This is a genomic window from Paenibacillus cremeus (assembly GCF_007786445.1).
In the GTDB taxonomy this organism is placed as follows: domain Bacteria; phylum Bacillota; class Bacilli; order Paenibacillales; family NBRC-103111; genus Paenibacillus_G; species Paenibacillus_G cremeus.
In genome coordinates, this window is the sequence record NZ_VNJI01000002.1 from 75,954 (window position 1) to 97,466 (window position 21,513).

Genomic DNA, 21,513 nt, shown 5'->3' on the forward strand with positions numbered 1-21,513 from the left:
ACAAGGGTGGACCGTTCTTACGTTGAACAAATCATCGAATCCGCACAGTGGATCAGCGACCAAATCGGACGCCGGACACTGGACGTGGGGCTGGTGCTCGGCTCGGGCCTCGGAGACATGGCGCAGCAGGTGGAGGACGCCATCTCGATTCCATACGGGAATATTCCTCATTTTCCGGTGTCTACTGTAGAAGGACATGCGGGGCAGTTTGTGATCGGCACACTGGAAGGCAAGACCGTGATCGTGATGCAGGGGCGCTTTCATTACTACGAAGGCTACTCCATGAAAAAAGTAGTGTTCCCGATCTATGTAATGAAGCAGCTCGGAGTCAAGGCACTGGTCATTACGAACGCCGCAGGCGGCATGAACCGCGGATTTCAAGCCGGCGATCTGATGCTGATCTCGGATCATCTGAACATGACCGGAGACAACCCGCTCCTGGGCGTCAACCATCCGGAGCTTGGGCCGCGCTTTCCGGACATGTCGCAAGCGTATAGCCGCAGCTTCCGAGCGCTGGCGAAGCAGATCGGGGAGCGCATGGGGCAGGAGCGCGGAGAGCCGATTCGACTGCAAGAGGGCGTGTATGCCGGGATTACCGGGCCGAACTATTTGCCGCCGGCGGAGCTGACGATGCTCGCTAATCTGGGGGGCGATGCGATAGGCATGTCCACAGTCGGAGAGGTCATCGCCGCAAGCCATACGGATCTTCAGGTGCTGGGCATCTCCTGCATTACCGACATGGCCATTGGAGAGCATCTAGAGCCGCTGACCCATGAGCAAGTCGTCGCGGTAGCCAATCGGACGAAGCCGGTGTTTATCGAGCTGGTACGGCGCTTTGTGCAGGAAGTTTCGGTGTAGCCAGTTACATATCCATTTAGAACCGTTCTCTCTCGATTTGAACCGATCGATGGAGGACGGTTATTTTTTTAGGCGAGTTCCCCAAAAAAACAACCCCTCCAGAAGGAGGGGCGATGGTCTTTAGTCATTGTTGTCCAGCCTGGCTTGCGCAAGGTCCTGCTGCGCCTGGCTGAGCTGTTCCTCGGCGTGCTGTACGGCTCGATCGCGCTCTCGGCTGTTCCGCGCTTCATTTAACGCGGCCAGCGCATGATTCACCGCTCGATGAGCCTCCAGCTCTTGCTGATCTGATGGATCGTTAGTCATGAGATTCCTCCTATGCGACTTGCTACTTTGATTTTTTAGCGCCCTTGTCGCTGTTGCGGGTTGTGGTGTTCTGGTTGCCGTGGCCCTGCTGCTTGTCAGCCATTTGGTTCTGCCTCCTTCATCGGTCTGGTTACTTCGTTTATAGTATGACATCTGGACGAAAGCTTATTTACAGTCATGCCCGAAGAACTAAAAAAATGGTCAACCTACTGTTCGAGTTGGGAGCTTCGTGCTACAATTAGGTAAATGGGACTACGAATGGTTGATTCATTCGAACCATTTCGAGGCTAAGAGCAGTGAACATGACCTAAGAGGGGGAACTGTAATGACCATGCTCATGGTATCCAATTGTCCCAAGTGCGGCAAGGTATATCAGAAGAATGTCCGGAATATGTGCCAGGAATGCATCCGTTCCTTTGATAACGAGCTCGATCAATGCTTGAATTATTTGAGAGATCACCGCAAAGCGACCACCGAAGAGCTAAGCGAAGGGACTGGTGTGAAGGTATCGCAGATCGTTTCGTTTATTAAAGAGTCCCGATTGCTCCTGATGAGCTATCCGAATCTAACTTATCCTTGCAACTCTTGCAACTCGCCGATCCGGCAGCATAACTTGTGCGCCACGTGCCGCATCCGGATTGTATCCGATGTGAACGAGATGAAGGAGAAAGAGGCCAAGGCGAAGGAACGAGGCATCGGGTTTCAAATTCGCGACCGCTTCCAACGATAAAGTGATGAACTCTGCCCGAGCGGCGGAGTTTTTTTATGCGCTTCCGTGCCGAGAGACAAGATTTTGTTGTTGGCAGCACTTTATGATAAAATGGCAAAGAAACGACAGAACACGCCCGCCTAGTACAATTTTGTCACAAATTTTTCACCGGATCGTCATCAAAAGGCATGTGTAAATTAGGCAGTATTCTGTACAATAAGACTATATGTTTTTACGGCTAAACAGTAAGGGGGGAATACCTATGCAAAAGTGGATTATGTTTTCACTGTTCATCATCGCCTGTCTCCTCGGTACGGGAGTTTTGTTCCAGAACATTACGGCTCGTCAAGCGGAGATGGCCCACGAGGCTACTGCAGGCCCAACGCTCAAATTTACTGCTGCGAACTACCATTTTGATCAACCGGAATATACGGTTAAAGCAGGAGAGAAAGTGACTGTTTCCTTGCTGAACAAGGAAGGTCTGCACGCGGTTGAGATCGTTGGAACGAACGTGAAGCTGGACAACAACAACAAGTCGATGGAATACACTTTCGACAAGCCAGGAACATACGAAGTGCACTGCGCGCTTCCTTGCGGTCCTGGACACGCGGATATGAAGACGAAGCTTGTTGTTCAATAATATCTGAACATCAAGGCAAAAAGCCGATGGGACTAGAGTCCCGTCGGCTTTCTTTTCTTTTAGCGGCCGGAAGCATATAATACGGGTGACAGATGTAAAACCAAGTAGATACGAGGTGTAAGCGCGGATGAGAACAGTCGATATCATACATAAAAAACGGGACGGCGGTGTCCTGTCATCAGAGGAGATCGCATTTTTAATTGAAGGCTATACGAAAGGAACGATCCCGGATTATCAGATGTCCGCCTGGGCGATGGCGGTCTTTTTTAACGGGATGACGGCGAGGGAAACCGCTGATTTGACCCTGGCGATGGCACGCTCCGGCGATCAGGCGGACCTGAGCTCGATTCCTGGCGTGAAGGTGGACAAACACAGCACCGGCGGTGTTGGTGACACGACGACGCTCATTTTGGCTCCCCTCGTCGCAGCTGCGGGGATTCCGGTAGCTAAAATGTCGGGCCGTGGCTTAGGCCATACTGGAGGAACGATTGATAAGCTGGAGGCGATCCCAGGCTTTCAAGTGGAGCGGACGAAGGAGCAGTTTCTGGAGCAGGTCAACGACATTGGCGTGGCGGTTGTCGGGCAATCCGGCAATATGACCCCTGCCGATAAGAAGCTGTACGGCCTGCGCGACGTAACCGCGACGATAGAGTCGGTGCCGCTGATCGCCAGCTCCATTATGAGCAAGAAGATTGCTTCAGGCGCCGATGCGATCGTGCTGGACGTGAAGACCGGCCGGGGCGCGTTCATGAAATCGCTGGAGGCGTCCGTGGAGCTGGCGCAGGCGATGGTAGCGATCGGCACAGAGGTCGGTCGCGAGACCGTGGCAGTTATCACGAACATGGATGAACCGCTCGGCCCCTCGATCGGGAATAGCCTGGAGGTGCTGGAGGCAATCGAGACGCTGAACGGGCATGGGCCAACCGAGCTGACGGAGCTTTGCATTGAGCTGGCCGGCCATATGGTGCAGCTAGGCGGCCAGTCGGCGGACGCGGAAGCGGGCAAGGCGCAGGTGCGGCAGCTGCTGCAGAGCGGTGCTGCGCTTGATAAGCTGCGGCAGCTGATTCGCGCACAAGGCGGCGATGCCAGCGTAGTGGACGCTCCGTCGAAGCTGCCGCAAGCGCCTTATCGCGTAGCGGTGCCGGCGCCGGCCAGCGGCTACGTCGCTTCCATCGACGCCGAGTCGCTGGGCGTGACGGCGATGCTGCTGGGGGCGGGCCGCGCGACGAAGGAGGACACGATCGACCTGGCGGTAGGCCTAAAGCTGACCAAGCGTGTCGGCGATGCCGTACAGGCCGGTGAGCCACTGGCAGAGCTGTACATGAACCATCAGAAGCCGGAGGAGACGCAGCAGATGCTGAATCGCACGATCAGTGCCTTTGCTATTCAGCCGGAGCCGGTGGCCAAGCCGAAGCTGATCTATGCCGTTGTAACAAGTCGCGGAGTGCAACATTTTAAATAGGATTGGCCGAAAAAGATGATTCCTGAGATCGAACAGGAGTCATCTTTTTTTGTTAGAAAGTTAAACACTTATCTAATAGTTAAGAGAGAATATTACTTATAATTATTCTTTAGTATTAACGGCAGGAACATAGTATTAGACAATTAGATGAAAGTGGGGGCAGGGGAAAACATGATGAGCTTGCTGCGGGATTTGAGATTGGTCTACAAAATCTTTACCCTGATTGCGATTGCCTTAATTATGGTGATCACCGTCGGGATCATCGGGTACAAATTTACCCAACAGATGGCCCACAACTCGGAGCTTGTCTATACGGATATCTTTATTCCCAATGCGGCCATGGTCGAAATTCGAACTAACAATCGGGCTGCCACCTCCTTCGCCTTGGAAACGATGCTCGCCCGAGACGAGCAATTACAAAAAAAGCTGCTCGCGGATTATAAAGATCGATTAGTCAAAAATAAGGAACAAGTCGCCAAGCTGGACAAGGCGAATTTGGACCCCAAGCAGGCCGAGCTCTTGAACAAATTTAAGGAAAAATATGAAGTATTCATATCCGAAATGGATAATGCGCTATCACTGAGCGTTCAAAATAAGGATACCGAAGCGTATGAACTATACAGCACCAAAGTCAGCGTTTTGATGGATGATGCCCAAAGTGTGATGCGAGAGATGACCGACTACTCCGCCAAGCGGGCAGAGACTATCAATAAGGATAATTTGAGCAGTGCTGCGTCCGCTGCGCTCATTTCACTGGGGTCCGTGACTGTTTCTATGGTAATTTTTGTTGTTATTGGTTTGGCCATCACTCGCGCCATTACACGGCCTGTCCAGAGCCTGCAGGAGCTTATGCATTCCGCGGAGGCCGGAGATTTGACCGTCACTGGGGAATATCGCTCCAATGATGAAATCGGTCAGTTGAACCGGTCCTTCAACGGAATGCTCAAGGCTTTCAAGCTGACCGTCGAAAAAATATTATCGGCAGCCACTACGGTGTCTGCAACTGCGACGGAAATCTCCGCTGGGGTGGAGGACATTGCAACTGGCGGCACCAATCAAGCCAAGTCAGCGCAAAAGATGAACGAGCTGTTCAAAGATTTCTCGCTGGCGATTAGCTCGGTTGCTAAAAGCGCGGAACAAGCCTCTGAGCTTTCTGGGAGAACGATGCACCTGGCCCAAGAAGGGAATCAAATTCTGAGCGCTTCCATTCAAGGAATGGACCGGCTAAACCAACAGATGTCCCGGCTAGAGCTAGATTCGAAAAAAATCGGGAAATCATCGAAGTGATCGATGATATAGCCGAGCAGACGAATCTACTGGCCTTAAACGCCGCTATAGAAGCGGCGAGGGCTGGAGATCAGGGCCTCGGTTTTGCGGTGGTAGCGGATCAAGTCCGCAAATTGGCTGAACGCAGCAGCGAGGCGACAAAGCAGATTACGGACATAATTAAGGGAATGCAGACCAATACAATGCAGAGCGTGAAATCGGTTCAAGCCGGCGTCCTTTCTTCCAAACAAACCGGCGCAGCGTTCGAAAATATTATGTCGATGGTGAAAGACTCCAACCATCGGATGACGGAAATTGCAGCTGCGAGCGAACAGCAGGCGGCCCAATCGTCAGAGGTGCTGTACTCGATCGAATCGATCTCTGCCGTTACCGAGGAGGCTGCTGCAAGTAGTGAAGAAACAGCTGCGGCGGCTCGCTCCTTGGCCCAATTGGCGGAGGAACTGAATCGGACTGTATCCGTTTTCCGAATTCGATAACATGAACCCGAGAGAAGTGACTGCGTCCAGCGGTCCGCTCCCGGGTCTTTTTTTTCATGGCGTAATTTTTCGCATTAATACGCGAAAAATTACGCCTGGAAGAATATTTCACGGAAAAAGAGTCAACAATGATTACCAGCACTTTCATATAAGCTTCCATCAGGAGGGGTAGAACAGGTTATGTTCAGCAAGGTAATGAAGCTTTTGTTGTCCACTCAGCTATTACTGCTTTTTGTGCTGCCTTCGGCATTTGCGGAAGAGAAGAAAGCACCCGCGCCGGTAGATTTAGCTCCTAGTGCAGCCTCCGCCGTCATTCTTGATGCGGATACAGGCACGATTATCTACGAGAAAAATAAAGATGCCAAGCTGCCGCCGGCCAGCATCACGAAAATTATGACGATGCTGCTGATTATGGAAGCCCTCGATCAAGGAAAAATCAAAATGGATGAAAAGGTTCGCACCAGCGAGTATGCTGCTTCGATGGGCGGCTCTCAAATTTTCCTTGAGACCGGGGAAGAAATGACCGTACAAGATATGCTCAAAGGCATCGCAATGGCGTCAGGCAATGATGCTTCCGTAGCGATGGCCGAAAAAATTGCCGGCTCCGAGGAAGCCTTCGTTCGGCTGATGAACGAGCGTGCCCAGCAGCTGGGGATGAAGAACACACGCTTTTTCAATGCCAATGGCCTGCCGGCGGATAATCATGTTTCCTCAGCCTACGATATTGCCCTGATGTCTCGAGAGCTGCTCAAGCATGATGAGATTACGAAGTTTACTGGAGCGTATCAGGACTATTTGCGCAAGGAGTCGCCGAAGCCGTTTTGGCTCGTGAATACGAACAAGCTCGTGCGCTTTTATTCCGGCGCGGATGGGCTGAAGACTGGGTACACCGGCGAAGCGAAATTTTGCCTCTCGGCAACGGCTAAGCGCGATAATTTCCGCGTCATTTCCGTCGTCATGGGCGAGCCGGATACGAAAACGCGCAACGCGGAAGTGACCAAGCTGTTCGACTATGCCTTCTCCCAATATACGAACCTCCCGATTTATAAAACCGGAGACGCGATTGGCGAGATGAAGGTCGGCAAAGGCGAGGTGCCTATTGTTCCGCTGACCGCTAAACACTCCTACAGCGTGCTGCTCAAGAAGGGCGAAGCGGGAGATGGCATCCGGCACGAGGTGCAGCTGCTGCCGGATTTGAAAGCGCCGATCGCAGTAGGTCAGCCTATCGGCAAAATTGTGGTATACAAAGGCGATCAAGTATTGACCGAATTTGCGCTGGAGTCCCCAGTGGAAGTGAAAAAAGCCGGGTTCTGGACACTCACCAAACGGACGGCGAAGCGCATGTTTTTCTTTGACTAAAGGGCGCACCTAGTAGCTTTAAACACCTAAGACCCCGTGGAGCTGACGTATCTCTGACGGGGTCTTCCTGCATATTTGCGCAATCTGTCGCATTTCTTCTTTTTGTAGCGCATTTCTTCTAGTTTTGTCGGGGGGCAGGAAAAGGTTTCCTCGGCGTAGAAATGAGTGTGCACCACAATGTTGCAGGGCTGGCACTTCAGTATCTAGGGCCGCCATTGCAACGCGGAAGGAGTGAGCAGCTTGAGTCTGCAAATCGAACTGGAGCATTACCGTAAGGCGTTGATCGTACGGCTTCATGGGGAGCTGGACCATCATACGGCGGAAACGGTAAAAACCCGAATGGAAGAAGCGATCCTGCGAGGCAACAGCAGCCATGTCATCTTGAGCTTGAAAGCGCTGACCTTTATGGACAGCTCCGGGCTAGGGGTCATTCTTGGACGCTACAAGCAGATCACGGCCAAAGGCGGCAAAATGGTAGTATGCGATGTCAATCCTGCGGTATACCGTTTGTTTGAAATGTCAGGGTTATTCAAAATTTTGACCATTCAAGATAATGAAAGACTAGCGCTGCAAAGTTTGGAGGTCGTATCATGAGTGAACGAAATTTTATGACCCTGCAATTTGCCAGCCGTTCGGAGAATGAAGCGTTCGCACGGGTCACCGTCGCCGCCTTCGTCTCTCAGCTCGATCCGACGCTGGATGAGCTTACGGATATTAAAACCGTCATTTCGGAGGCGGTTACCAACTCCATTATTCACGGCTATAACAGCAGGCCGGACGGCGTAATCACTATTACCGCTGCGATTGAGTGGGATACGGTGTTTATCACAGTCGAAGATCGCGGAGACGGCATCGAGGATCTGGAGCTGGCCAAACAGCCTCTATATACCTCTAAGCCGGAGCTTGAGCGCTCGGGGATGGGCTTTACGATCATGGAAAATTTCATGGATGAAGTGGATGTAACGACCGCTGTAGGAACCGGAACCACCATCAAAATGAAGAAGCGAATCGAATCGAAAAAAGCCTTATTCAATTAGGGGTCTGATCTTATGGATGTGGATTTGAAGCACGCCTCACACAGCTATTTGGACGATACCGAGGTCAAACGATTGATCGCGCTCAGCCAAACCGGAGATCATCTGGCCCGGGAGACGCTGGTCAATTGCAATATCCGCTTGGTTTGGTCGGTAGTACAGCGGTTCTTGAACCGCGGCTACGAGGCAGAGGATCTGTTCCAGATCGGCTGCATCGGCCTGCTGAAATCCGTGGATAAGTTTGATCTGTCGTATGATGTGAAGTTTTCGACCTATGCGGTACCGATGATTATCGGAGAAATTCAGCGGTTTCTAAGAGACGATGGGACGCTCAAGGTCAGTCGATCTCTCAAGGAGCTCGCCAATAAAATCAGGAAAACAAAAGATGAGCTGTCGAAACGAAACGGCAGGCTGCCGACGATCAAGGAAGTCGCCGAGGAGCTTCAAATTACGCCGGAGGATGTGGTTTTCGCTCAGGAAGCCAACAAGCCTTTGTCCTCGATTCATGAGACCGTATTTGAGAATGACGGCGATCCGATCACACTAATGGATCAAATTTCGGACGATGGCCAGGATAAATGGTTTGATAAGCTGGCGCTCAACGAAGCCATTGGGACGCTGTCGGAACGAGAAAGGCTCATCGTGTATCTGCGGTACTTCCGGGATCAGACACAGTCCGAGGTCGCCAGTCGGCTGGGGATTTCTCAGGTGCAGGTATCCCGGTTGGAGAAAAAAATATTGCAGTCGATCAAGGACCAGATAGCGCAGTAGCTATGCTGGTCTTTCTTTTTGTGCAAGCACAACTTTCGGCTATGGTCAAACCGCCGAAAGTTGTGCTAGGATAAGCGAATGAACTGGAAGTGAGGGGGCGTAAAGGACTACCGATGAAGCGTACATATCAACAATCCTACGACCGAGTAAAATCCGGACTGGAGCAGCTGTTCAAGGATGCCGGTTATGTGGATGGGGAGCTTCTGGATTGCTTGGAGGAGCTGCGAACGGAGATCGTGAAGCTGAAGAGCGCTAGCACTAAACCGGCCAGACCGCTTGAAAGCATGTCGAGCAAGCTGAAGGACGCGCTAAGGGAATAGAAGCTGTGAAGAAGAAGAGTTAAGCACACCGCTTAGCTCTTTTTCATTTTTGCAGATTTTTCCCATGGGATTGTTCTGTATCGAATGAGGGTTTTAAACCATACTACGGAATAACTGCATTTCAAGGGAGGATACGGATATGCAATACACGCCTAGTCCAACCCTCTATCTTCGCTTACGCAAGAGGATTCAGGTCCGCAAAGGGGAAAACATCGTTCTCGCAGACATTGCTCAGCTCCTAGTCGAGCCGGAGTATGAAAGCAAGCTGAAGGCGCTTATCGTATATAAGCCGGCCGAAAAGGACGGCAGCCTGGTGCTGATCGATATGATGCTCATTGTCAGCAAAGTGAAGGCGATCTACCCGCAGATGCAGATCGAGCATTTCGGGGAGCCCCATGCGCTGGTCGAAGTGCGTGCACAGCTGAAGCCGCCTAATCTAATCTTAATCGCAATGGTGTGGCTGCTGCTCTTTACCGGCTCCGGGCTCGCCATAATGAACTTTCACGCCGACGTGAGTATGGCTGCGGTGCATCAGCACATCTACAAGCTGCTGACCGGCAGAGAGACCGAGCACCCGCTGCTGCTGCAAATTCCATATTCGATCGGCATTGGGATCGGGATGATCATTTTTTTCAATCATTTGTTTAAGAAAAAATTCAATGAAGAGCCGAGTCCGCTGGAAGTGGAAATGTTTATGTATCAAGAAAACATGAACCATTACGTGATCACGGAAGAATATTGCAAAATGCACGAGAGATCGAAGGAGCACAAGGAGGGCTCGTGATGGCGATGCTAAGCTGGCTCTTGTTGATTTTCATCGGTGTCGGTGGAGGGATTGCTGTAGGAAGCGGGATGGTGGCGTTTCTGGTCGTTTTGGACGTGATTCCGAGGCTGGCGCAGACGACAAAATCATATCGGCAAATTCGCTGGTACGAAGGCGCGGTGGTGCTTGGCTCGTTATTTTTTACACTGACGGATTTTTTCGATTGGTCCTATGGCTTGTTTCCGATGTCAACGGCGCTTTTTGGGGTTTTTGCCGGTTGCTTTGTCGGGATGCTGGCCGCTGCTCTGACGGAAGTCATCAATGTGCTGCCGATCCTAGCCAAGCGGATTGGGATGGAATCCTACATGATTTGGCTGCTTATGGCGATGGTTTTTGGAAAGGTCATCGGCTCACTAATCGACTGGCTTGGAGTGCTTGAATAGTAACGGAGCGAAGAGTTGGCAATAATAGGGTCATGATAACAAGGGAGGCAGGAAGCGATGTACAAAGTCAAGCGGGCACAGCTGAAGAAAGGCAGGCTAAGCAGCGAAGCGGACGGGCAAACGAAGCAAGCGGAGCCGAAGCTGGCGATTGACAGTGAGGGTAACATTATAGATCAGCCAGAGGTACACGCGCAGGCACATCATCAGCAGGAGCATGGAAATCCGGAAGGAGGGAATCACGAGAATCAAGCCTCCGCTAAAGGTCAAGGGAAAGGCAAGTCCGAGGAGCATATGACGTCAGAGGAGCTGGAGCTGAAGGAAGAAACTCAGATCCCGACCGATTTTGGACGGCTGAAACGAGCGTTGGAAGAAAAAGTGGGGCTGAACAAAAGCTTCGACGTTGTATTCCGGGAGATGGTGTTTGGCGGACAGAAAACCGGGATCTTTTATTATAACGGCTTTGCCAAGGACTTTGTGCTGACGGAAATTCTCGAGCGGCTGTCTTATGCCGGCAATGAGGGGGAGCAGCAGCAGGAGCAAACGTCAAGGAACAGGTACCGAGCTAATTATACAAACGAGGAAGAAAAGCAAGAAGGAGAAGGCAAGGATCAGCATTCGAGCTTGATCACGCTCTTCGATGAAGCGCTAATTCCGCATATTCAGGTCAAGACAACGTCGAAGCTGAAGGAAGCCGTCGACAATGTAGCGATGGGCGGTACCGCATTTTTCTTCGAAGGTCAAGAAGAGGCCATCCTTGTGGACGCCAAAACGTTTCCCGTCCGCTCGACCGAGGAGCCGGATCTGGAACGGGTGGTACGGGGTTCGCGCGACGGCTTTGTAGAGACGCTGCTGACCAACGTAACGCTGGTGCGCAGAAGAATCCGCGACCCGCGTTTGAAGCTGGAAATCACGCAGGTCGGCAAGCGGACCCAAACCGATATTTGCATCGCTTATATACAGGACATCTGCGATATGAATCTGGTGGAAGCGGTGCGCGATAAAATCAAGAGCGTGAAGGTCGACGGGCTGCCGCTGGCGGAAAAGCAGCTGGAAGAGGCAATTATAGGCAAAGGGTGGAATCCATATCCCATGGTCCGATTCTCGGAGCGCCCGGATGTTGTTTCGGCTCACCTCCTAGAAGGACATATGATTATTTTCGTAGATACGTCACCGTCCGTCATGATTTTGCCGACGACGTTCTTTCATCACATCCAGCATGCGGAGGAATACCGTCAGACACCGTTCATCGGAACCTATTTCCGGTGGGTCCGGTTCACGGGCATCCTGGCGTCGCTATTTTTGCTTCCACTTTGGTTTTTGATTGTTTCATCGCCGGAATTAAAGCCGGTGGGCCTGGAATTTCTGGGACCGGAGAAGCCGGCCAAAATCCCGCTGCTCGGACAGTTCGTCATCGCTGAGGCAGGCATCGATTTAATGCGGATGGCTGCTGTGCATACGCCAGCCCCGCTAGCGACAGCTATGGGCTTGGTCGCTGCCGTCATGATCGGAGATGTGGCAGTCAAGACAGGGTTATTCGTCAATGAGGTAATTCTTTACATGGCCATTGCCGCGGTCGGAACCTTTGCTACACCGAGCTATGAGTTAAGCTTGGCCAACAGGCTGTCGAGGCTAGCCCTGCTGCTCGCCGCTGCGTTTTTCAAGGTGCCGGGGCTTGTGATCGGAAGCACGGTGCTCGTTATCTTTTTAGTGGTGCAGCGAGCGTATAATACGCCGTATATGTGGCCGTTCATTCCGTTTAATGCCAACGCGATGTTCAATATCATTATTAGAAAGCCGTTCTTGTCCATGAAGACGCGGATGAGCTTGACCAAAACAACGGACAGCACACGTCAGCCTCAAAAAAATTAAGCAGTGCGATTAGAACTCCCGGCAGTCATAGGCGATTGGCTTGGGGGTTCTTTTTGCTGTTGTATCGGGTGTCTTTCTATGATACTTTTAAAGTAATGTCTTTTTCAGAGAAGAGGGATCAGCAGAAGATGTATTTACATGGTACAAGTACAATTAACAAGCTGGGACATTTGGAGATCGGCGGTTGCGATACGGTCGAGCTGGCCGCGCGCTACGGAACCCCTTTATATATAATGGACGAGGCGCTTATTCGTCAGCGCTGCCGCGAGTACGTTGATGCGTTCCGCGGTACAGGCTTGAAATTTCAAGTGGCATACGCCAGTAAAGCGTTCTGCGTAAAGGCCATGTGCCGGATTGCAGAAGAAGAAGGAATGTCGCTGGATGTCGTTTCAGACGGCGAGCTTTATACTGCGCTGCAGGCAGGGTTTCCTGCTGCGCGCATCCACTTTCACGGCAACAACAAAACGCCTCAGGAAATCCAAATGGCGATCGATGCGGGCATCGGCTGCTTCGTCGTCGATAATTTCGTAGAGCTTCATATGCTCAATGCGATTGCTGGAGAAAAGCGCCAGAAGGTCAACGTGCTGCTGCGCATCACACCAGGCGTCGAGGCACACACACACGAGTACATTTCCACAGGTCAAACCGATTCCAAGTTTGGCTTTGATTTGGGCAATGGATCCGCCTATGCTGCGGTGAAAGAAGCTTCGGAGCTTCCGCACTTGGAACTGCTCGGGGTTCATTCGCACATCGGCTCGCAAATTTTCGAAACAACCGGCTTTAAAATGGCCGTAGATAAAGTGGCTGATTTCGCGGTGCAAGTGCGTGATGAGCTGAATGTGCTGTTCCCGGTCATCAACGTAGGCGGCGGCTTTGGGATTCGCTACGTCGAAGGCGATACGCCTTTACCGGTGGCAAGCTATGTAGAAGCCATCGCAGATTCGATCCAAACGAAATTCAGCGCGGAAGGCTATCCGCTGCCTGAAATTTGGTCCGAGCCTGGCCGCAGCATCGTCGGCGATTCAGGCACGACGCTGTATACCGTCGGAACGCATAAAGACATCCCAGGCGTCCGCAAGTACGTCTCCGTCGATGGAGGCATGACGGACAATCCGCGTCCGGCTCTGTACGAGGCTGTGTACGAGGCAATGCTCGCCAACCGTGGCAACGATGCGAACGAGGAAGTCGTATCCGTCGCAGGCAAATGCTGCGAGAGCGGAGATATGCTGATCTGGGACATTAACCTGCCGAAGGTGATTTCGGGTGATCTGCTCGCTGTAGCGTGCACCGGTGCTTACAACTACGCGATGGCCAGCAATTACAACCGGATTCGCCGGCCGGCAGTCGTTTTCGTCAAAGACGGTCAAGCGGATGTCGTGGTAAAACGCGAGACCTTTGATGACTTGGTTGGCAACGATGTAGTGCCTGAGCGCATGATGCAGGTGAGCAAGACGGTTTAATTGAGTGACTGGTCGGCGGGGGATAGGGTCTTCTCAGTTGGGGCGTATGAACACTATCCCGATGGATCAGGAGCTGGAAAGTCAGGCTGTAGGGGTACGATTCAACGCAGCTTACAATTATTATCCCTTCGCTTCAGAATGGTTTCGGCTGCTATACGTGATGTTCTGAGGTAAAGGGATAATGGGTAAAAGCGGCTGAAACTAACGGTACATTTTCACTGCTGCGAGGGTTTTTAACAAGTCACATCGACGATCACATAGCTGGCATACTGAGACGCATTTGTATAAAGGGACTTTTCATAGTAGAATAGTGTCGATATGCAAGATCAACAGGAAATTAAAGGAGTGTACATAACTATGGCAAAGCAAGCAACCATTAAAATGGCGGACGGTAACGAAATCGTCCTCGATCTGTTCGACAAGGATGCGCCGAATACCGTTGCAAATTTCGAGAAGCTGGCTGGCGAAGGCTTCTACAATGGCGTTGTATTCCACCGCGTTATTCCTGGTTTCGTAGCTCAAGGCGGCTGCCCTCACGGCACTGGCACGGGTGGACCTGGCTACCAAATCAACTGCGAAATCAACCCGAACAAGCATGAGCGCGGTACGCTCGCTATGGCGCATGCTGGACGCAATACCGGCGGCAGCCAGTTCTATATTTGCTACCAGCCGCAGCCACATCTCGATGGCCAACATACCGTATTCGGTAAAGTGGTTAGCGGGATGGAACACGTCGATGCTTTCAAAGGCCGCGACAAAATGGAATCCATTCAAGTTAAAGAAGTTTAATTTGTTTGATTTGCAATGCTAAACCTTCGGGGCAGGGTGCAATTCCCTACCGGCGGTGATTCCTGTTAGCTCTAGCGAGTTTCAGGATTAGTCCGTGACCCGTGTGGCGGTGCAGTACTAGTGCTCACCGCTGCCGGTGGACTCGGTGCAATTCCGAGACCGACAGTATAGTCTGGATGAGAGAAGGGGAAGCGGGATTTGTGTCATGTTTTTTGTCCAATCATGTGCGTGTTTTCACATGCGTGTAGGTTAACGTGCATGCATTTAGGGCTGTCAATCGGCGGTGCCGCTCCAAGTGAGTGGCATTCAACCCGCCAAGCGGTAGTCACCCGTGTGCACGGTTTGTTTCCGTATGCGCCAACTCCAACCAACACAGCGATTTGAGCCACTTAAGCAAATGCGCACTCTTTCTGTGTTTGGAGCCTCCGCGACCCATTGGACGGTACTTTTCCCGTTTTTACCGATGTGCTTACGCATGTCACTGCTCTTGTCAGACCAGCCCCATGCTTGCTTTCGTAATGAGAGCAATGATGGGGCTTTTTTGCATCCCGCCCCTTGTTGAGGTTCAAGGGAGAGATTAAACATGCTTGATCCGATATCGGATGAGTATTATATGAAGCTGGCGCTGCAGCTGGCTTCGGCAGCCACCGGCCAAACCGGCATTAATCCGGTGGTAGGCTGCGTGCTGGTAAAGGACGGGCGCATCGTCGGGATGGGAGCCCACTTGAAGCGTGGGGAAGCGCACGCGGAAATCCACGCGCTGCAGATGGCTGGCCCGGAAGCCAAGGGAAGCACGGCTTACGTGACGCTGGAGCCATGCAGCCACCACGGCAAGACGCCGCCCTGCAGCGACCGGCTGATCCGCGAGGGGGTCCAGCGGGTCGTCGTGGCGGCGACGGACCCGAACCCGCTCGTGGCCGGGAGCGGGCTGAACAGGCTGCGTGCGCACGGCATCGAGGTGACTAGCGGGCTGCTCGAGCGGGAAGCGAACTTATTGAACGAAACGTTCAATAAGTTCATCACGTCCCGCCGGCCCTTTGTCACCGTCAAGTCCGCCAGCACGCTGGACGGCAAGATCGCCGCGAAGACAGGCGACAGCAAGTGGATCACGAACAGCGCCTCGCGCTCGTTCGTCCACACGCTGCGCCATCGCCATCAGGCGATCATGGTCGGCATCGGCACCGTGCTGGCCGATGACCCCGCCCTCACGACCCGGCTCGACGTGCCGGGTCTGAACCCCACGCGCGTCGTCGTCGACTCGACGCTGCGGCTTTCCCCGGACGCGCAGCTCGTCCGGGATGGGGCGGCGCCCACAGTCGTCCTGACGACCGACCGGGCGCCGGAGGCCCGCCGCCGCGAGCTGGAAGCGCGCGGCGTCACCATCATCGACTGCGGCCCTGGGCCAGCAGTCGACCTTTCCGCCACCATGGCGCGGCTCGGCGAGCGCGAGATCGGCTCGCTGCTCGTCGAGGGCGGCGGCAAGCTGAGCGGCGCGCTCTTGGAGCAGCGCCTGGTGGATAAGCTGGTGCTCTTCTTCGCACCGAAAATCATCGGCGGGGGCCCGCTTGCCCCCGGCAATTTCGATTTCGCCGGCTTCGAGGCGATGCAGGAGGCGATCCGTTTGGAGCGCATCAGCCTGCAGCAGTTCGAAGACGACATCTGCATCACCGGGTACCCCCGGTATGGGAATGAGGTGCAATAAGCCATGTTTACTGGCATCATTGAAGAACAAGGCACACTCAGCCGCATCACCAAGCAAGGACAAGCCATGGTGCTGACCATCGGCGCCCGCAAAATACTGGACGATGTGAAGCTCGGCGACAGCATTGCCGTCAACGGGGTATGCCTTACAGTCATCGCGTTTGACGCGGCTTCCTTCACGGTCGATGTGATGCCCGAGACGTTCCGGCGCACGAACCTCTCCAGGCTGGCCTCAGGCTCACCGGTCAATCTAGAGCGGGCGATGGCGGCTAATGGACGGTTCGGAGGCCATATCGTGCAAGGGCATGTCGACTCCACCGGCATCATCGCGAGTCGAATTCCCGAGGAGAATGCCGTTGTGTTTCGCGTGGAACCGCGGGATGCGGGCATTCTGAGATACATCATTCCGCACGGCTCCATTACCATCGACGGGATTAGCTTGACGGTGGTGGAGGCGCAGGAGAGCTCTTTTACCGTCTCGATCATCCCTCATACCTTGGCGGAAACTGTCCTGCAGTACAAAAAGCAAGGCGACGAAGTGAATCTGGAATGCGATGTGCTGGGGAAATACATCGAGCGCCTGCTCACTTTTCCAGGGGGCGCCGATGCCGGTGCAAAACGCGGTTCCGGCAAGCTGACCGAAGCATTCTTGTCTGAGCACGGCTTTATGTAAAACAGTTGCAACAAAGGGAGTGAGAAGGATGGCCGAAACAAAATTTCATACGATTGAAGAAGCGATATACGATCTGATGCTGGGTAAAGTGATTATTGTGGTGGATGATGAGGATCGCGAGAATGAGGGCGATTTCATTGCGCTCGCCGAAAAGGCGACACCGGAAGTGATCAACTTCATGATCAAAGAAGGCCGAGGTCTGGTGTGCTGCCCCATCACGGAGGAGCGGGCTCAGGAGCTGGACTTGCCACCGATGGTAGTGCGCAACACAGATTACCATGGCACAGCCTTCACCGTATCCGTCGATCATGTCGAAACGACTACGGGCATATCCGCCGCGGAGCGCTCACGCACCGTAAAATCGCTGATCGATCCAAAAACGAAGCCGCATAACTTCCGCCGGCCAGGACATATTTTCCCGCTGATCTCGAAGAAGGGCGGGGTTCTCCGCCGTGCAGGCCATACGGAAGCGGCAGTGGATTTGGCGCGGATGTGCGGCTCCTACCCGGCGGCCGTCATTTGCGAGATCATTAAGGAAGACGGCGAAATGGCGCGCGTGCCGGATCTGATGGAATTCAGCCAGAAGCACGGCCTCAAAATCATTACGATCGCCGATTTGATTCAATATCGCAATCATAAGGAAAAGCTGGTGCAGCGCGAAGTTGAAGTGCGAATGCCCACCGATTTTGGCGTGTTCAACGCGATCGCTTACTCAAATGTTGTCGATCAGAAGGAGCACGTCGCCTTAATCAAAGGAAAAATCGACAGCGACCGCCCGACCCTGGTGCGCGTGCACTCGGAATGCTTGACCGGCGATGTGTTTCACTCGCACCGCTGCGATTGCGGACCACAGCTGGCCGCCGCGTTGAAGCAAATCGACGAAGCAGGCGCAGGCGTGCTGCTGTATATGCGCCAAGAAGGCCGCGGCATCGGGCTGATTAACAAGCTGAAGGCTTATAAGCTGCAGGAGCAGGGCCTCGACACCGTCGATGCGAACCTGAAGCTAGGCTTTGGCCCGGATTTGCGCGATTACGGTATCGGAGCTCAAATCCTGAAGGATGTGGGCGTTCGAAAAATCCGCCTGTTAACCAACAATCCACGTAAAATTCGCGGCTTGGAAGGCTATGGGCTGGAGGTCGTCGAACGGGTTCCGATCCAAATGGAAGAAAACGAAGACAACACGAACTACCTGCACACGAAACAGACGAAGCTCGGGCATTTGCTGGAGTTCAACAACGAGTCTGCCAAAAAATAATTCGACAAACCGGAAGGATGTAGAGCACAAATGGCGAAAGTATACGAAGGACACTTAGTTTCGCAAGGCATGAAGTATGGCATCGTGGTAGGACGCTTTAACGAGTTTATTACTCACAAGCTGCTCGGCGGCGCACAAGACGCACTGAAGCGCCATGGCGTTCAGGAAGACGAAATCGAGATCGCTTGGGTGCCAGGCGCCTTCGAAATCCCATTGATCGCACAAAAAATGGCCGAAAGCGGCCGTTATGACGCAGTGATCACATTAGGTGCGGTAATTCGCGGATCCACTCCACATTTTGACTATGTCTGCAACGAAGCTGCCAAAGGCGTTTCCGCCATCGCATTGAAAACAGGCGTACCTACGATCTTCGGCGTCCTGACGACCGATTCCATCGAGCAAGCGGTGGAGCGCGCAGGCACCAAAGCAGGCAACAAGGGCTGGGAAGCGGCAGTCACCGCGATCGAAATGGCGAACCTGACAAAACAATTTTCTAAATAAATGCAAGCTGCATGGAATTAAGGGGGAACGAATGGAAAGTGAAAGTCACGGTAAAACTGGAAACCTTTGAGGGCCCCCTTGATTTGCTGCTGCACTTGATCGACCAAGCGGAAGTCGACATCTACGACATTCCGATTAAAGACATCACAGATCAATACATGGAATATTTGGACGCAATGACGGAGCTGGAGCTGGAAGTGACCAGTGAGTTTCTCGTCATGGCGGCTACCCTGCTGTCCATTAAAAGCAAGATGCTTCTTCCAAAGCCGCCGGTGCTGGATCTGGACTTTGACGATTACCTGATGGATGAGGATTATGACCCACGGGCCGAGCTCGTGGCGAAGCTGATTGAATATCGGAAATACAAGGCCATCGCGGATCACTTGCGGGATAAAGAGGTCGAGCGCAGTCTCATCTACACCCGGGAGCCCGAGGATTTGACGCCATATGTTCCGAATGTTCAGGAGAATCCGGTAAAGGGGCTGCATGTCTCCGATCTGGTTAATGCGTTTCGTAAAGCGCTAAGAAGAATGCAGAGCCGCAACACGGTTGCCAAAATCCGCAAGGACGAAATATCGGTCAAGGATCGGATGTTCCAGCTGGTCGACATTCTCGAGAAGCTGGGCGGCCGCGTCATGTTTTCCAAGCTGATGGATGCCGAAGTGACCAAGGATTCGATCGTCGTGACCTTTTTAGCGATGCTGGAGCTGATGAAGGTGAAGAAGATCGTTTGCTTCCAGCATAAGCTGTTCGATGACATCGTGATTCAAGCCAGAGAGGGGGGGACGGCGAATGAATTCTGGGCAAATGAAGTCAGCTATTGAAGGCTTGCTGTTCGTAGCTGGCGACGAAGGACTAAACATCAAGCAGCTCGCCGAAGTGCTTGAACAGGACCCACAATTCATCGACGAGCTCATACTCGAGTTGCAAGCCGATTTGATCCGCGGCGAACGGGGCATCCAAATTGTGAAGCTGGCCGGCACGTATCAGCTCGCGACCAAGCCGGAACACGCGGCGTACTTCGAGCGACTCGCTTATTCGCCCTCGAAGGCATCCCTGTCTCAAGCAGCGCTGGAGACGCTCGCGATTGTCGCTTATCGGCAGCCTATTACACGCATCGACATCGAAGAAATTCGCGGCGTCAAGTCGGAGCGGGCCTTGCAGACTTTGGTCGCCAAGGATTTGATCCACGAGGTGGACCGGGCCGATGCACCGGGACGTCCGATCCTGTACGGCACAACGAAGCCGTTTTTGGATTATTTCGCATTGGCCTCCATCGACGACCTCCCGGAAACGTCTCTGTTTGAGAACGATGATAATCTGGAAGAAGAAACCCGGCTGCTGTTCGAGAAGCTGGATGGAGAGCAGATTACGTTCGAAGAAGTGGCGAAAGCTGACAAGGAACATTAATGTTCTAACGGGCAATACTAACTTCCAAGGAAAGAAGCTTTGGCTTCCGGAACTGGAAGTTTTTTGTGCTCGGATTTGGGGAGGGGTGGCATTGCGCGTGATGCATTGGGTTTGGATTGGCGCGGCATGTCTGTTAATTGTATTGGCGCTAATAGCGGTCAGCAAAGTAAAGATCATGCTGGTCTGTTCCCGGAGAAAAAACAACGACGAGTTTACGTTGCACGTTAAAGCACTTTATGGCATCGTTCGTCTTCGCTTTAAAATGCCGCTGATGAAATTCAAGGGCTTGTATGACGGACTTGTAGTCAAAACCGAGCAGGTGAACGCAAGCGAGGGTAATTTGATGGCCGATCAGAAGCGTCATATTAAGCCGGAGGATATTAAACAGGCGTTTAAAGACGTTCGAGAGCTGCTGCATCATTGCTTTCATTTTAACGAATGGCTGAAGGGCTGCTTGGCGCAAGTGCATTGCACGAAGCTTATTTGGAATACGTCCGTCGGCGTCGGCGACGCACCCGAAACAGCCATTACCGCCGGCATGGTGTGGGGGCTAAAGACCTCGCTGCTCGGCTATATCTTCCGCTTTATTCAACTGGAGACGCGGCCGAAGCTGCAGGTTGTGCCGGTGTTCAACGGAATGGCGATGGACACAGAAATTGAGAGCCATGGCTACATTCGAGTGATACATATCATGATGGCCGGCGTACAACTGCTGATTCGGGTATTGAAGGTCAAGGATGGCTGGAAAACATGGCGGTCCATCCTGCAACGGGCAGCGAAGCGGCCGGTATAGCGAATAGCGGTCAAGCTCATAGGGAAGTCTAAGGTTGAATCAAGCCTTTCATTTTTTATTTCAAGGAGGGAACTTCGATGTCAGATCATCCAATCCAAGGCCTAATGAAAACGGCGATGGAAAACATCAAAGAAATGGTTGACGTCAATACGATTGTCGGCGACCCGGTCGAAACACCGGACGGTAGCGTAATTATGCCGATCAGCAAAGTGGGCTTCGGATTCGCGGCCGGAGGCAGCGAGTTTGTGAATGAGGACTCGTCTCAACATAACCAAAGCGACGCTGCCAAGGCGCATGTCTCTCTCCCGTTTGGAGGAGGCAGCGGTGGCGGAGTTTCGATTACACCTATTGCTTTTTTGGTGGTCGGTAAGCAAGGGGTTAAAATCGTTCCGCTGGACAACCAAACACATCTGCTCGAGCGCTTGATCGATTCCGCTCCGCACGTCGTGGACCGCATCCAATCCATGATGAGGGGCAAGGCGCATACCGGCACCGGCGAGACGCAAATCACCAACCATGTTGAGAATCAGAACTTTATTGTATAACGTTACAATGCTTCACTATTCAAAGGCTGCTCCTTGTTCAGGAGCGGCTCTTTGCATTTTCATTCATTTTTCATATTCCCATTGCTCTTTAT

The 21,513-nt window shown here is 52.7% G+C and carries 25 protein-coding genes and 1 riboswitch; of the genes, 24 read left to right on the plus strand and 1 reads right to left on the minus strand.

The window, feature by feature from the left end:
• Positions 1-6 precede the first annotated feature (6 nt).
• A complete protein-coding gene (locus FPZ49_RS02230) occupies positions 7-858 on the plus strand; it encodes a purine-nucleoside phosphorylase (protein ID WP_144842741.1) in 852 nt (283 codons plus the stop codon).
• Between the two features lie 120 nt (positions 859-978).
• On the opposite strand, the gene FPZ49_RS02235 is transcribed toward FPZ49_RS02230, so the two are convergent.
• Positions 979-1,161 carry a hypothetical protein gene (locus FPZ49_RS02235; RefSeq protein ID WP_144842743.1) on the minus strand — a complete coding sequence of 61 codons (183 nt, stop codon included), beginning with the start codon at positions 1,159-1,161 and terminating at the stop codon, positions 979-981.
• A 325-nt stretch (positions 1,162-1,486) separates the two neighbouring features.
• Here FPZ49_RS02235 and FPZ49_RS02240 point away from each other — a divergent pair, with 325 nt between their 5' ends.
• The 23 genes from FPZ49_RS02240 (at position 1,487) to ytfJ (ending at position 21,421) form a co-directional block, all read left to right on the plus strand.
• Positions 1,487-1,891, plus strand: a complete 405-nt coding sequence (locus FPZ49_RS02240; protein WP_144842745.1) for a flagellar protein — start codon at positions 1,487-1,489, stop codon at positions 1,889-1,891.
• A 241-nt stretch (positions 1,892-2,132) separates the two neighbouring features.
• The gene (locus tag FPZ49_RS02245; RefSeq protein WP_144842747.1) at positions 2,133-2,510 is read left to right on the plus strand and encodes a hypothetical protein; all 378 of its coding nucleotides are present in this window, start codon (positions 2,133-2,135) and stop codon (positions 2,508-2,510) included.
• A gap of 127 nt (positions 2,511-2,637) precedes the next feature.
• Positions 2,638-3,972, plus strand: coding sequence for a pyrimidine-nucleoside phosphorylase (locus FPZ49_RS02250; protein ID WP_144842749.1), 1,335 nt, complete (start codon positions 2,638-2,640; stop codon positions 3,970-3,972).
• Positions 3,973-4,143: 171 nt separating this feature from the next.
• The gene (locus tag FPZ49_RS36595) at positions 4,144-5,259 is read left to right on the plus strand and encodes a methyl-accepting chemotaxis protein (RefSeq protein ID WP_261381212.1); all 1,116 of its coding nucleotides are present in this window, start codon (positions 4,144-4,146) and stop codon (positions 5,257-5,259) included.
• Positions 5,256-5,735: a methyl-accepting chemotaxis protein gene (locus FPZ49_RS36600; RefSeq protein ID WP_261381213.1), complete on the plus strand. Its 480-nt coding sequence runs from the start codon at positions 5,256-5,258 to the stop codon at positions 5,733-5,735. The genes FPZ49_RS36595 and FPZ49_RS36600 overlap by 4 nt, the downstream gene beginning before the upstream one ends.
• 180 nt (positions 5,736-5,915) lie before the next feature.
• Positions 5,916-7,094 (plus strand): D-alanyl-D-alanine carboxypeptidase family protein, encoded by a 1,179-nt coding sequence (locus FPZ49_RS02265; RefSeq protein ID WP_144842755.1) that lies wholly within the window; start codon positions 5,916-5,918, stop codon positions 7,092-7,094.
• A gap of 240 nt (positions 7,095-7,334) precedes the next feature.
• Complete coding sequence (spoIIAA, locus tag FPZ49_RS02270; protein WP_144842757.1) at positions 7,335-7,688, plus strand: anti-sigma F factor antagonist; 354 nt, start codon at positions 7,335-7,337, stop codon at positions 7,686-7,688.
• Positions 7,685-8,131, plus strand: coding sequence for an anti-sigma F factor (gene spoIIAB, locus FPZ49_RS02275; protein WP_144842759.1), 447 nt, complete (start codon positions 7,685-7,687; stop codon positions 8,129-8,131). Before spoIIAA ends, spoIIAB begins: the two co-directional genes overlap by 4 nt.
• Before the next feature lie 12 nt (positions 8,132-8,143).
• Positions 8,144-8,899 (plus strand): RNA polymerase sporulation sigma factor SigF, encoded by a 756-nt coding sequence (gene sigF / locus FPZ49_RS02280; protein ID WP_144842761.1) that lies wholly within the window; start codon positions 8,144-8,146, stop codon positions 8,897-8,899.
• A 113-nt stretch (positions 8,900-9,012) separates the two neighbouring features.
• Positions 9,013-9,219: a hypothetical protein gene (locus FPZ49_RS02285; protein ID WP_144842763.1), complete on the plus strand. Its 207-nt coding sequence runs from the start codon at positions 9,013-9,015 to the stop codon at positions 9,217-9,219.
• Positions 9,220-9,358: 139 nt separating this feature from the next.
• Entirely contained in the window at positions 9,359-10,003 is a 645-nt protein-coding gene (locus tag FPZ49_RS02290; RefSeq protein WP_144842765.1) for a stage V sporulation protein AA, read from the plus strand.
• A complete protein-coding gene (locus FPZ49_RS02295; protein WP_186445558.1) occupies positions 10,003-10,425 on the plus strand; it encodes a stage V sporulation protein AB in 423 nt (140 codons plus the stop codon). The genes FPZ49_RS02290 and FPZ49_RS02295 overlap by 1 nt, the downstream gene beginning before the upstream one ends.
• Before the next feature lie 57 nt (positions 10,426-10,482).
• Positions 10,483-12,294, plus strand: coding sequence for a spore germination protein (locus FPZ49_RS02300; RefSeq protein ID WP_144842769.1), 1,812 nt, complete (start codon positions 10,483-10,485; stop codon positions 12,292-12,294).
• 128 nt (positions 12,295-12,422) lie between these two features.
• Positions 12,423-13,754, plus strand: coding sequence for a diaminopimelate decarboxylase (gene lysA / locus FPZ49_RS02305; protein WP_144842771.1), 1,332 nt, complete (start codon positions 12,423-12,425; stop codon positions 13,752-13,754).
• A 357-nt stretch (positions 13,755-14,111) separates the two neighbouring features.
• The gene (locus tag FPZ49_RS02310) at positions 14,112-14,543 is read left to right on the plus strand and encodes a peptidylprolyl isomerase (RefSeq protein WP_144842773.1); all 432 of its coding nucleotides are present in this window, start codon (positions 14,112-14,114) and stop codon (positions 14,541-14,543) included.
• 18 nt (positions 14,544-14,561) lie between these two features.
• Positions 14,562-14,735: riboswitch (FMN riboswitch) on the plus strand.
• Positions 14,736-15,126: 391 nt separating this feature from the next.
• On the plus strand, positions 15,127-16,245 hold the full coding sequence (ribD, locus tag FPZ49_RS02315; RefSeq protein ID WP_144842775.1) for a bifunctional diaminohydroxyphosphoribosylaminopyrimidine deaminase/5-amino-6-(5-phosphoribosylamino)uracil reductase RibD: 1,119 nt from the start codon (positions 15,127-15,129) through the stop codon (positions 16,243-16,245).
• Between the two features lie 3 nt (positions 16,246-16,248).
• The gene (gene ribE / locus FPZ49_RS02320; RefSeq protein WP_144842777.1) at positions 16,249-16,917 is read left to right on the plus strand and encodes a riboflavin synthase; all 669 of its coding nucleotides are present in this window, start codon (positions 16,249-16,251) and stop codon (positions 16,915-16,917) included.
• Between the two features lie 28 nt (positions 16,918-16,945).
• Positions 16,946-18,172 (plus strand): bifunctional 3,4-dihydroxy-2-butanone-4-phosphate synthase/GTP cyclohydrolase II, encoded by a 1,227-nt coding sequence (locus FPZ49_RS02325; RefSeq protein ID WP_144842780.1) that lies wholly within the window; start codon positions 16,946-16,948, stop codon positions 18,170-18,172.
• Positions 18,173-18,202: 30 nt separating this feature from the next.
• On the plus strand, positions 18,203-18,673 hold the full coding sequence (gene ribH, locus FPZ49_RS02330) for a 6,7-dimethyl-8-ribityllumazine synthase (RefSeq protein ID WP_144842782.1): 471 nt from the start codon (positions 18,203-18,205) through the stop codon (positions 18,671-18,673).
• A gap of 38 nt (positions 18,674-18,711) precedes the next feature.
• Positions 18,712-19,497 (plus strand): segregation and condensation protein A, encoded by a 786-nt coding sequence (locus FPZ49_RS02335; protein WP_144842784.1) that lies wholly within the window; start codon positions 18,712-18,714, stop codon positions 19,495-19,497.
• On the plus strand, positions 19,466-20,083 hold the full coding sequence (scpB, locus tag FPZ49_RS02340) for an SMC-Scp complex subunit ScpB (RefSeq protein ID WP_144842786.1): 618 nt from the start codon (positions 19,466-19,468) through the stop codon (positions 20,081-20,083). Before FPZ49_RS02335 ends, scpB begins: the two co-directional genes overlap by 32 nt.
• Positions 20,084-20,183: 100 nt before the next feature.
• On the plus strand, positions 20,184-20,876 hold the full coding sequence (locus tag FPZ49_RS02345) for a DUF2953 domain-containing protein (protein ID WP_261381224.1): 693 nt from the start codon (positions 20,184-20,186) through the stop codon (positions 20,874-20,876).
• Between the two features lie 77 nt (positions 20,877-20,953).
• Positions 20,954-21,421 carry a GerW family sporulation protein gene (gene ytfJ / locus FPZ49_RS02350; protein WP_144842790.1) on the plus strand — a complete coding sequence of 156 codons (468 nt, stop codon included), beginning with the start codon at positions 20,954-20,956 and terminating at the stop codon, positions 21,419-21,421.
• Positions 21,422-21,513: the final 92 nt, after the last annotated feature.

Excerpts from the sequence above, each read along its gene's own strand:
- scpB (WP_144842786.1), top strand. The coding sequence starts at position 19,466 with ATGAATTCTGGGCAAATGAAGTCAGCTATTGAAGGCTTGCTGTTCGTA.
- ribD (WP_144842775.1), top strand. The coding sequence starts at position 15,127 with ATGCTTGATCCGATATCGGATGAGTATTATATGAAGCTGGCGCTGCAG.
- FPZ49_RS02290 (WP_144842765.1), top strand. The coding sequence starts at position 9,359 with ATGCAATACACGCCTAGTCCAACCCTCTATCTTCGCTTACGCAAGAGG.
- FPZ49_RS02300 (WP_144842769.1), top strand. The coding sequence starts at position 10,483 with ATGTACAAAGTCAAGCGGGCACAGCTGAAGAAAGGCAGGCTAAGCAGC.
- ribE (WP_144842777.1), top strand. The coding sequence starts at position 16,249 with ATGTTTACTGGCATCATTGAAGAACAAGGCACACTCAGCCGCATCACC.
- FPZ49_RS02325 (WP_144842780.1), top strand. The coding sequence starts at position 16,946 with ATGGCCGAAACAAAATTTCATACGATTGAAGAAGCGATATACGATCTG.
- FPZ49_RS02295 (WP_186445558.1), top strand. The coding sequence starts at position 10,003 with ATGGCGATGCTAAGCTGGCTCTTGTTGATTTTCATCGGTGTCGGTGGA.
- FPZ49_RS02265 (WP_144842755.1), top strand. The coding sequence starts at position 5,916 with ATGTTCAGCAAGGTAATGAAGCTTTTGTTGTCCACTCAGCTATTACTG.
- FPZ49_RS02250 (WP_144842749.1), top strand. The coding sequence starts at position 2,638 with ATGAGAACAGTCGATATCATACATAAAAAACGGGACGGCGGTGTCCTG.
- FPZ49_RS02240 (WP_144842745.1), top strand. The coding sequence starts at position 1,487 with ATGACCATGCTCATGGTATCCAATTGTCCCAAGTGCGGCAAGGTATAT.
- FPZ49_RS02245 (WP_144842747.1), top strand. The coding sequence starts at position 2,133 with ATGCAAAAGTGGATTATGTTTTCACTGTTCATCATCGCCTGTCTCCTC.
- lysA (WP_144842771.1), top strand. The coding sequence starts at position 12,423 with ATGTATTTACATGGTACAAGTACAATTAACAAGCTGGGACATTTGGAG.
- sigF (WP_144842761.1), top strand. The coding sequence starts at position 8,144 with ATGGATGTGGATTTGAAGCACGCCTCACACAGCTATTTGGACGATACC.
- ytfJ (WP_144842790.1), top strand. The coding sequence starts at position 20,954 with ATGTCAGATCATCCAATCCAAGGCCTAATGAAAACGGCGATGGAAAAC.
- FPZ49_RS02310 (WP_144842773.1), top strand. The coding sequence starts at position 14,112 with ATGGCAAAGCAAGCAACCATTAAAATGGCGGACGGTAACGAAATCGTC.
- FPZ49_RS02235 (WP_144842743.1), bottom strand. The coding sequence starts at position 1,161 with ATGACTAACGATCCATCAGATCAGCAAGAGCTGGAGGCTCATCGAGCG.
- FPZ49_RS02285 (WP_144842763.1), top strand. The coding sequence starts at position 9,013 with ATGAAGCGTACATATCAACAATCCTACGACCGAGTAAAATCCGGACTG.
- FPZ49_RS02345 (WP_261381224.1), top strand. The coding sequence starts at position 20,184 with ATGCATTGGGTTTGGATTGGCGCGGCATGTCTGTTAATTGTATTGGCG.
- spoIIAB (WP_144842759.1), top strand. The coding sequence starts at position 7,685 with ATGAGTGAACGAAATTTTATGACCCTGCAATTTGCCAGCCGTTCGGAG.
- ribH (WP_144842782.1), top strand. The coding sequence starts at position 18,203 with ATGGCGAAAGTATACGAAGGACACTTAGTTTCGCAAGGCATGAAGTAT.
- FPZ49_RS36595 (WP_261381212.1), top strand. The coding sequence starts at position 4,144 with ATGATGAGCTTGCTGCGGGATTTGAGATTGGTCTACAAAATCTTTACC.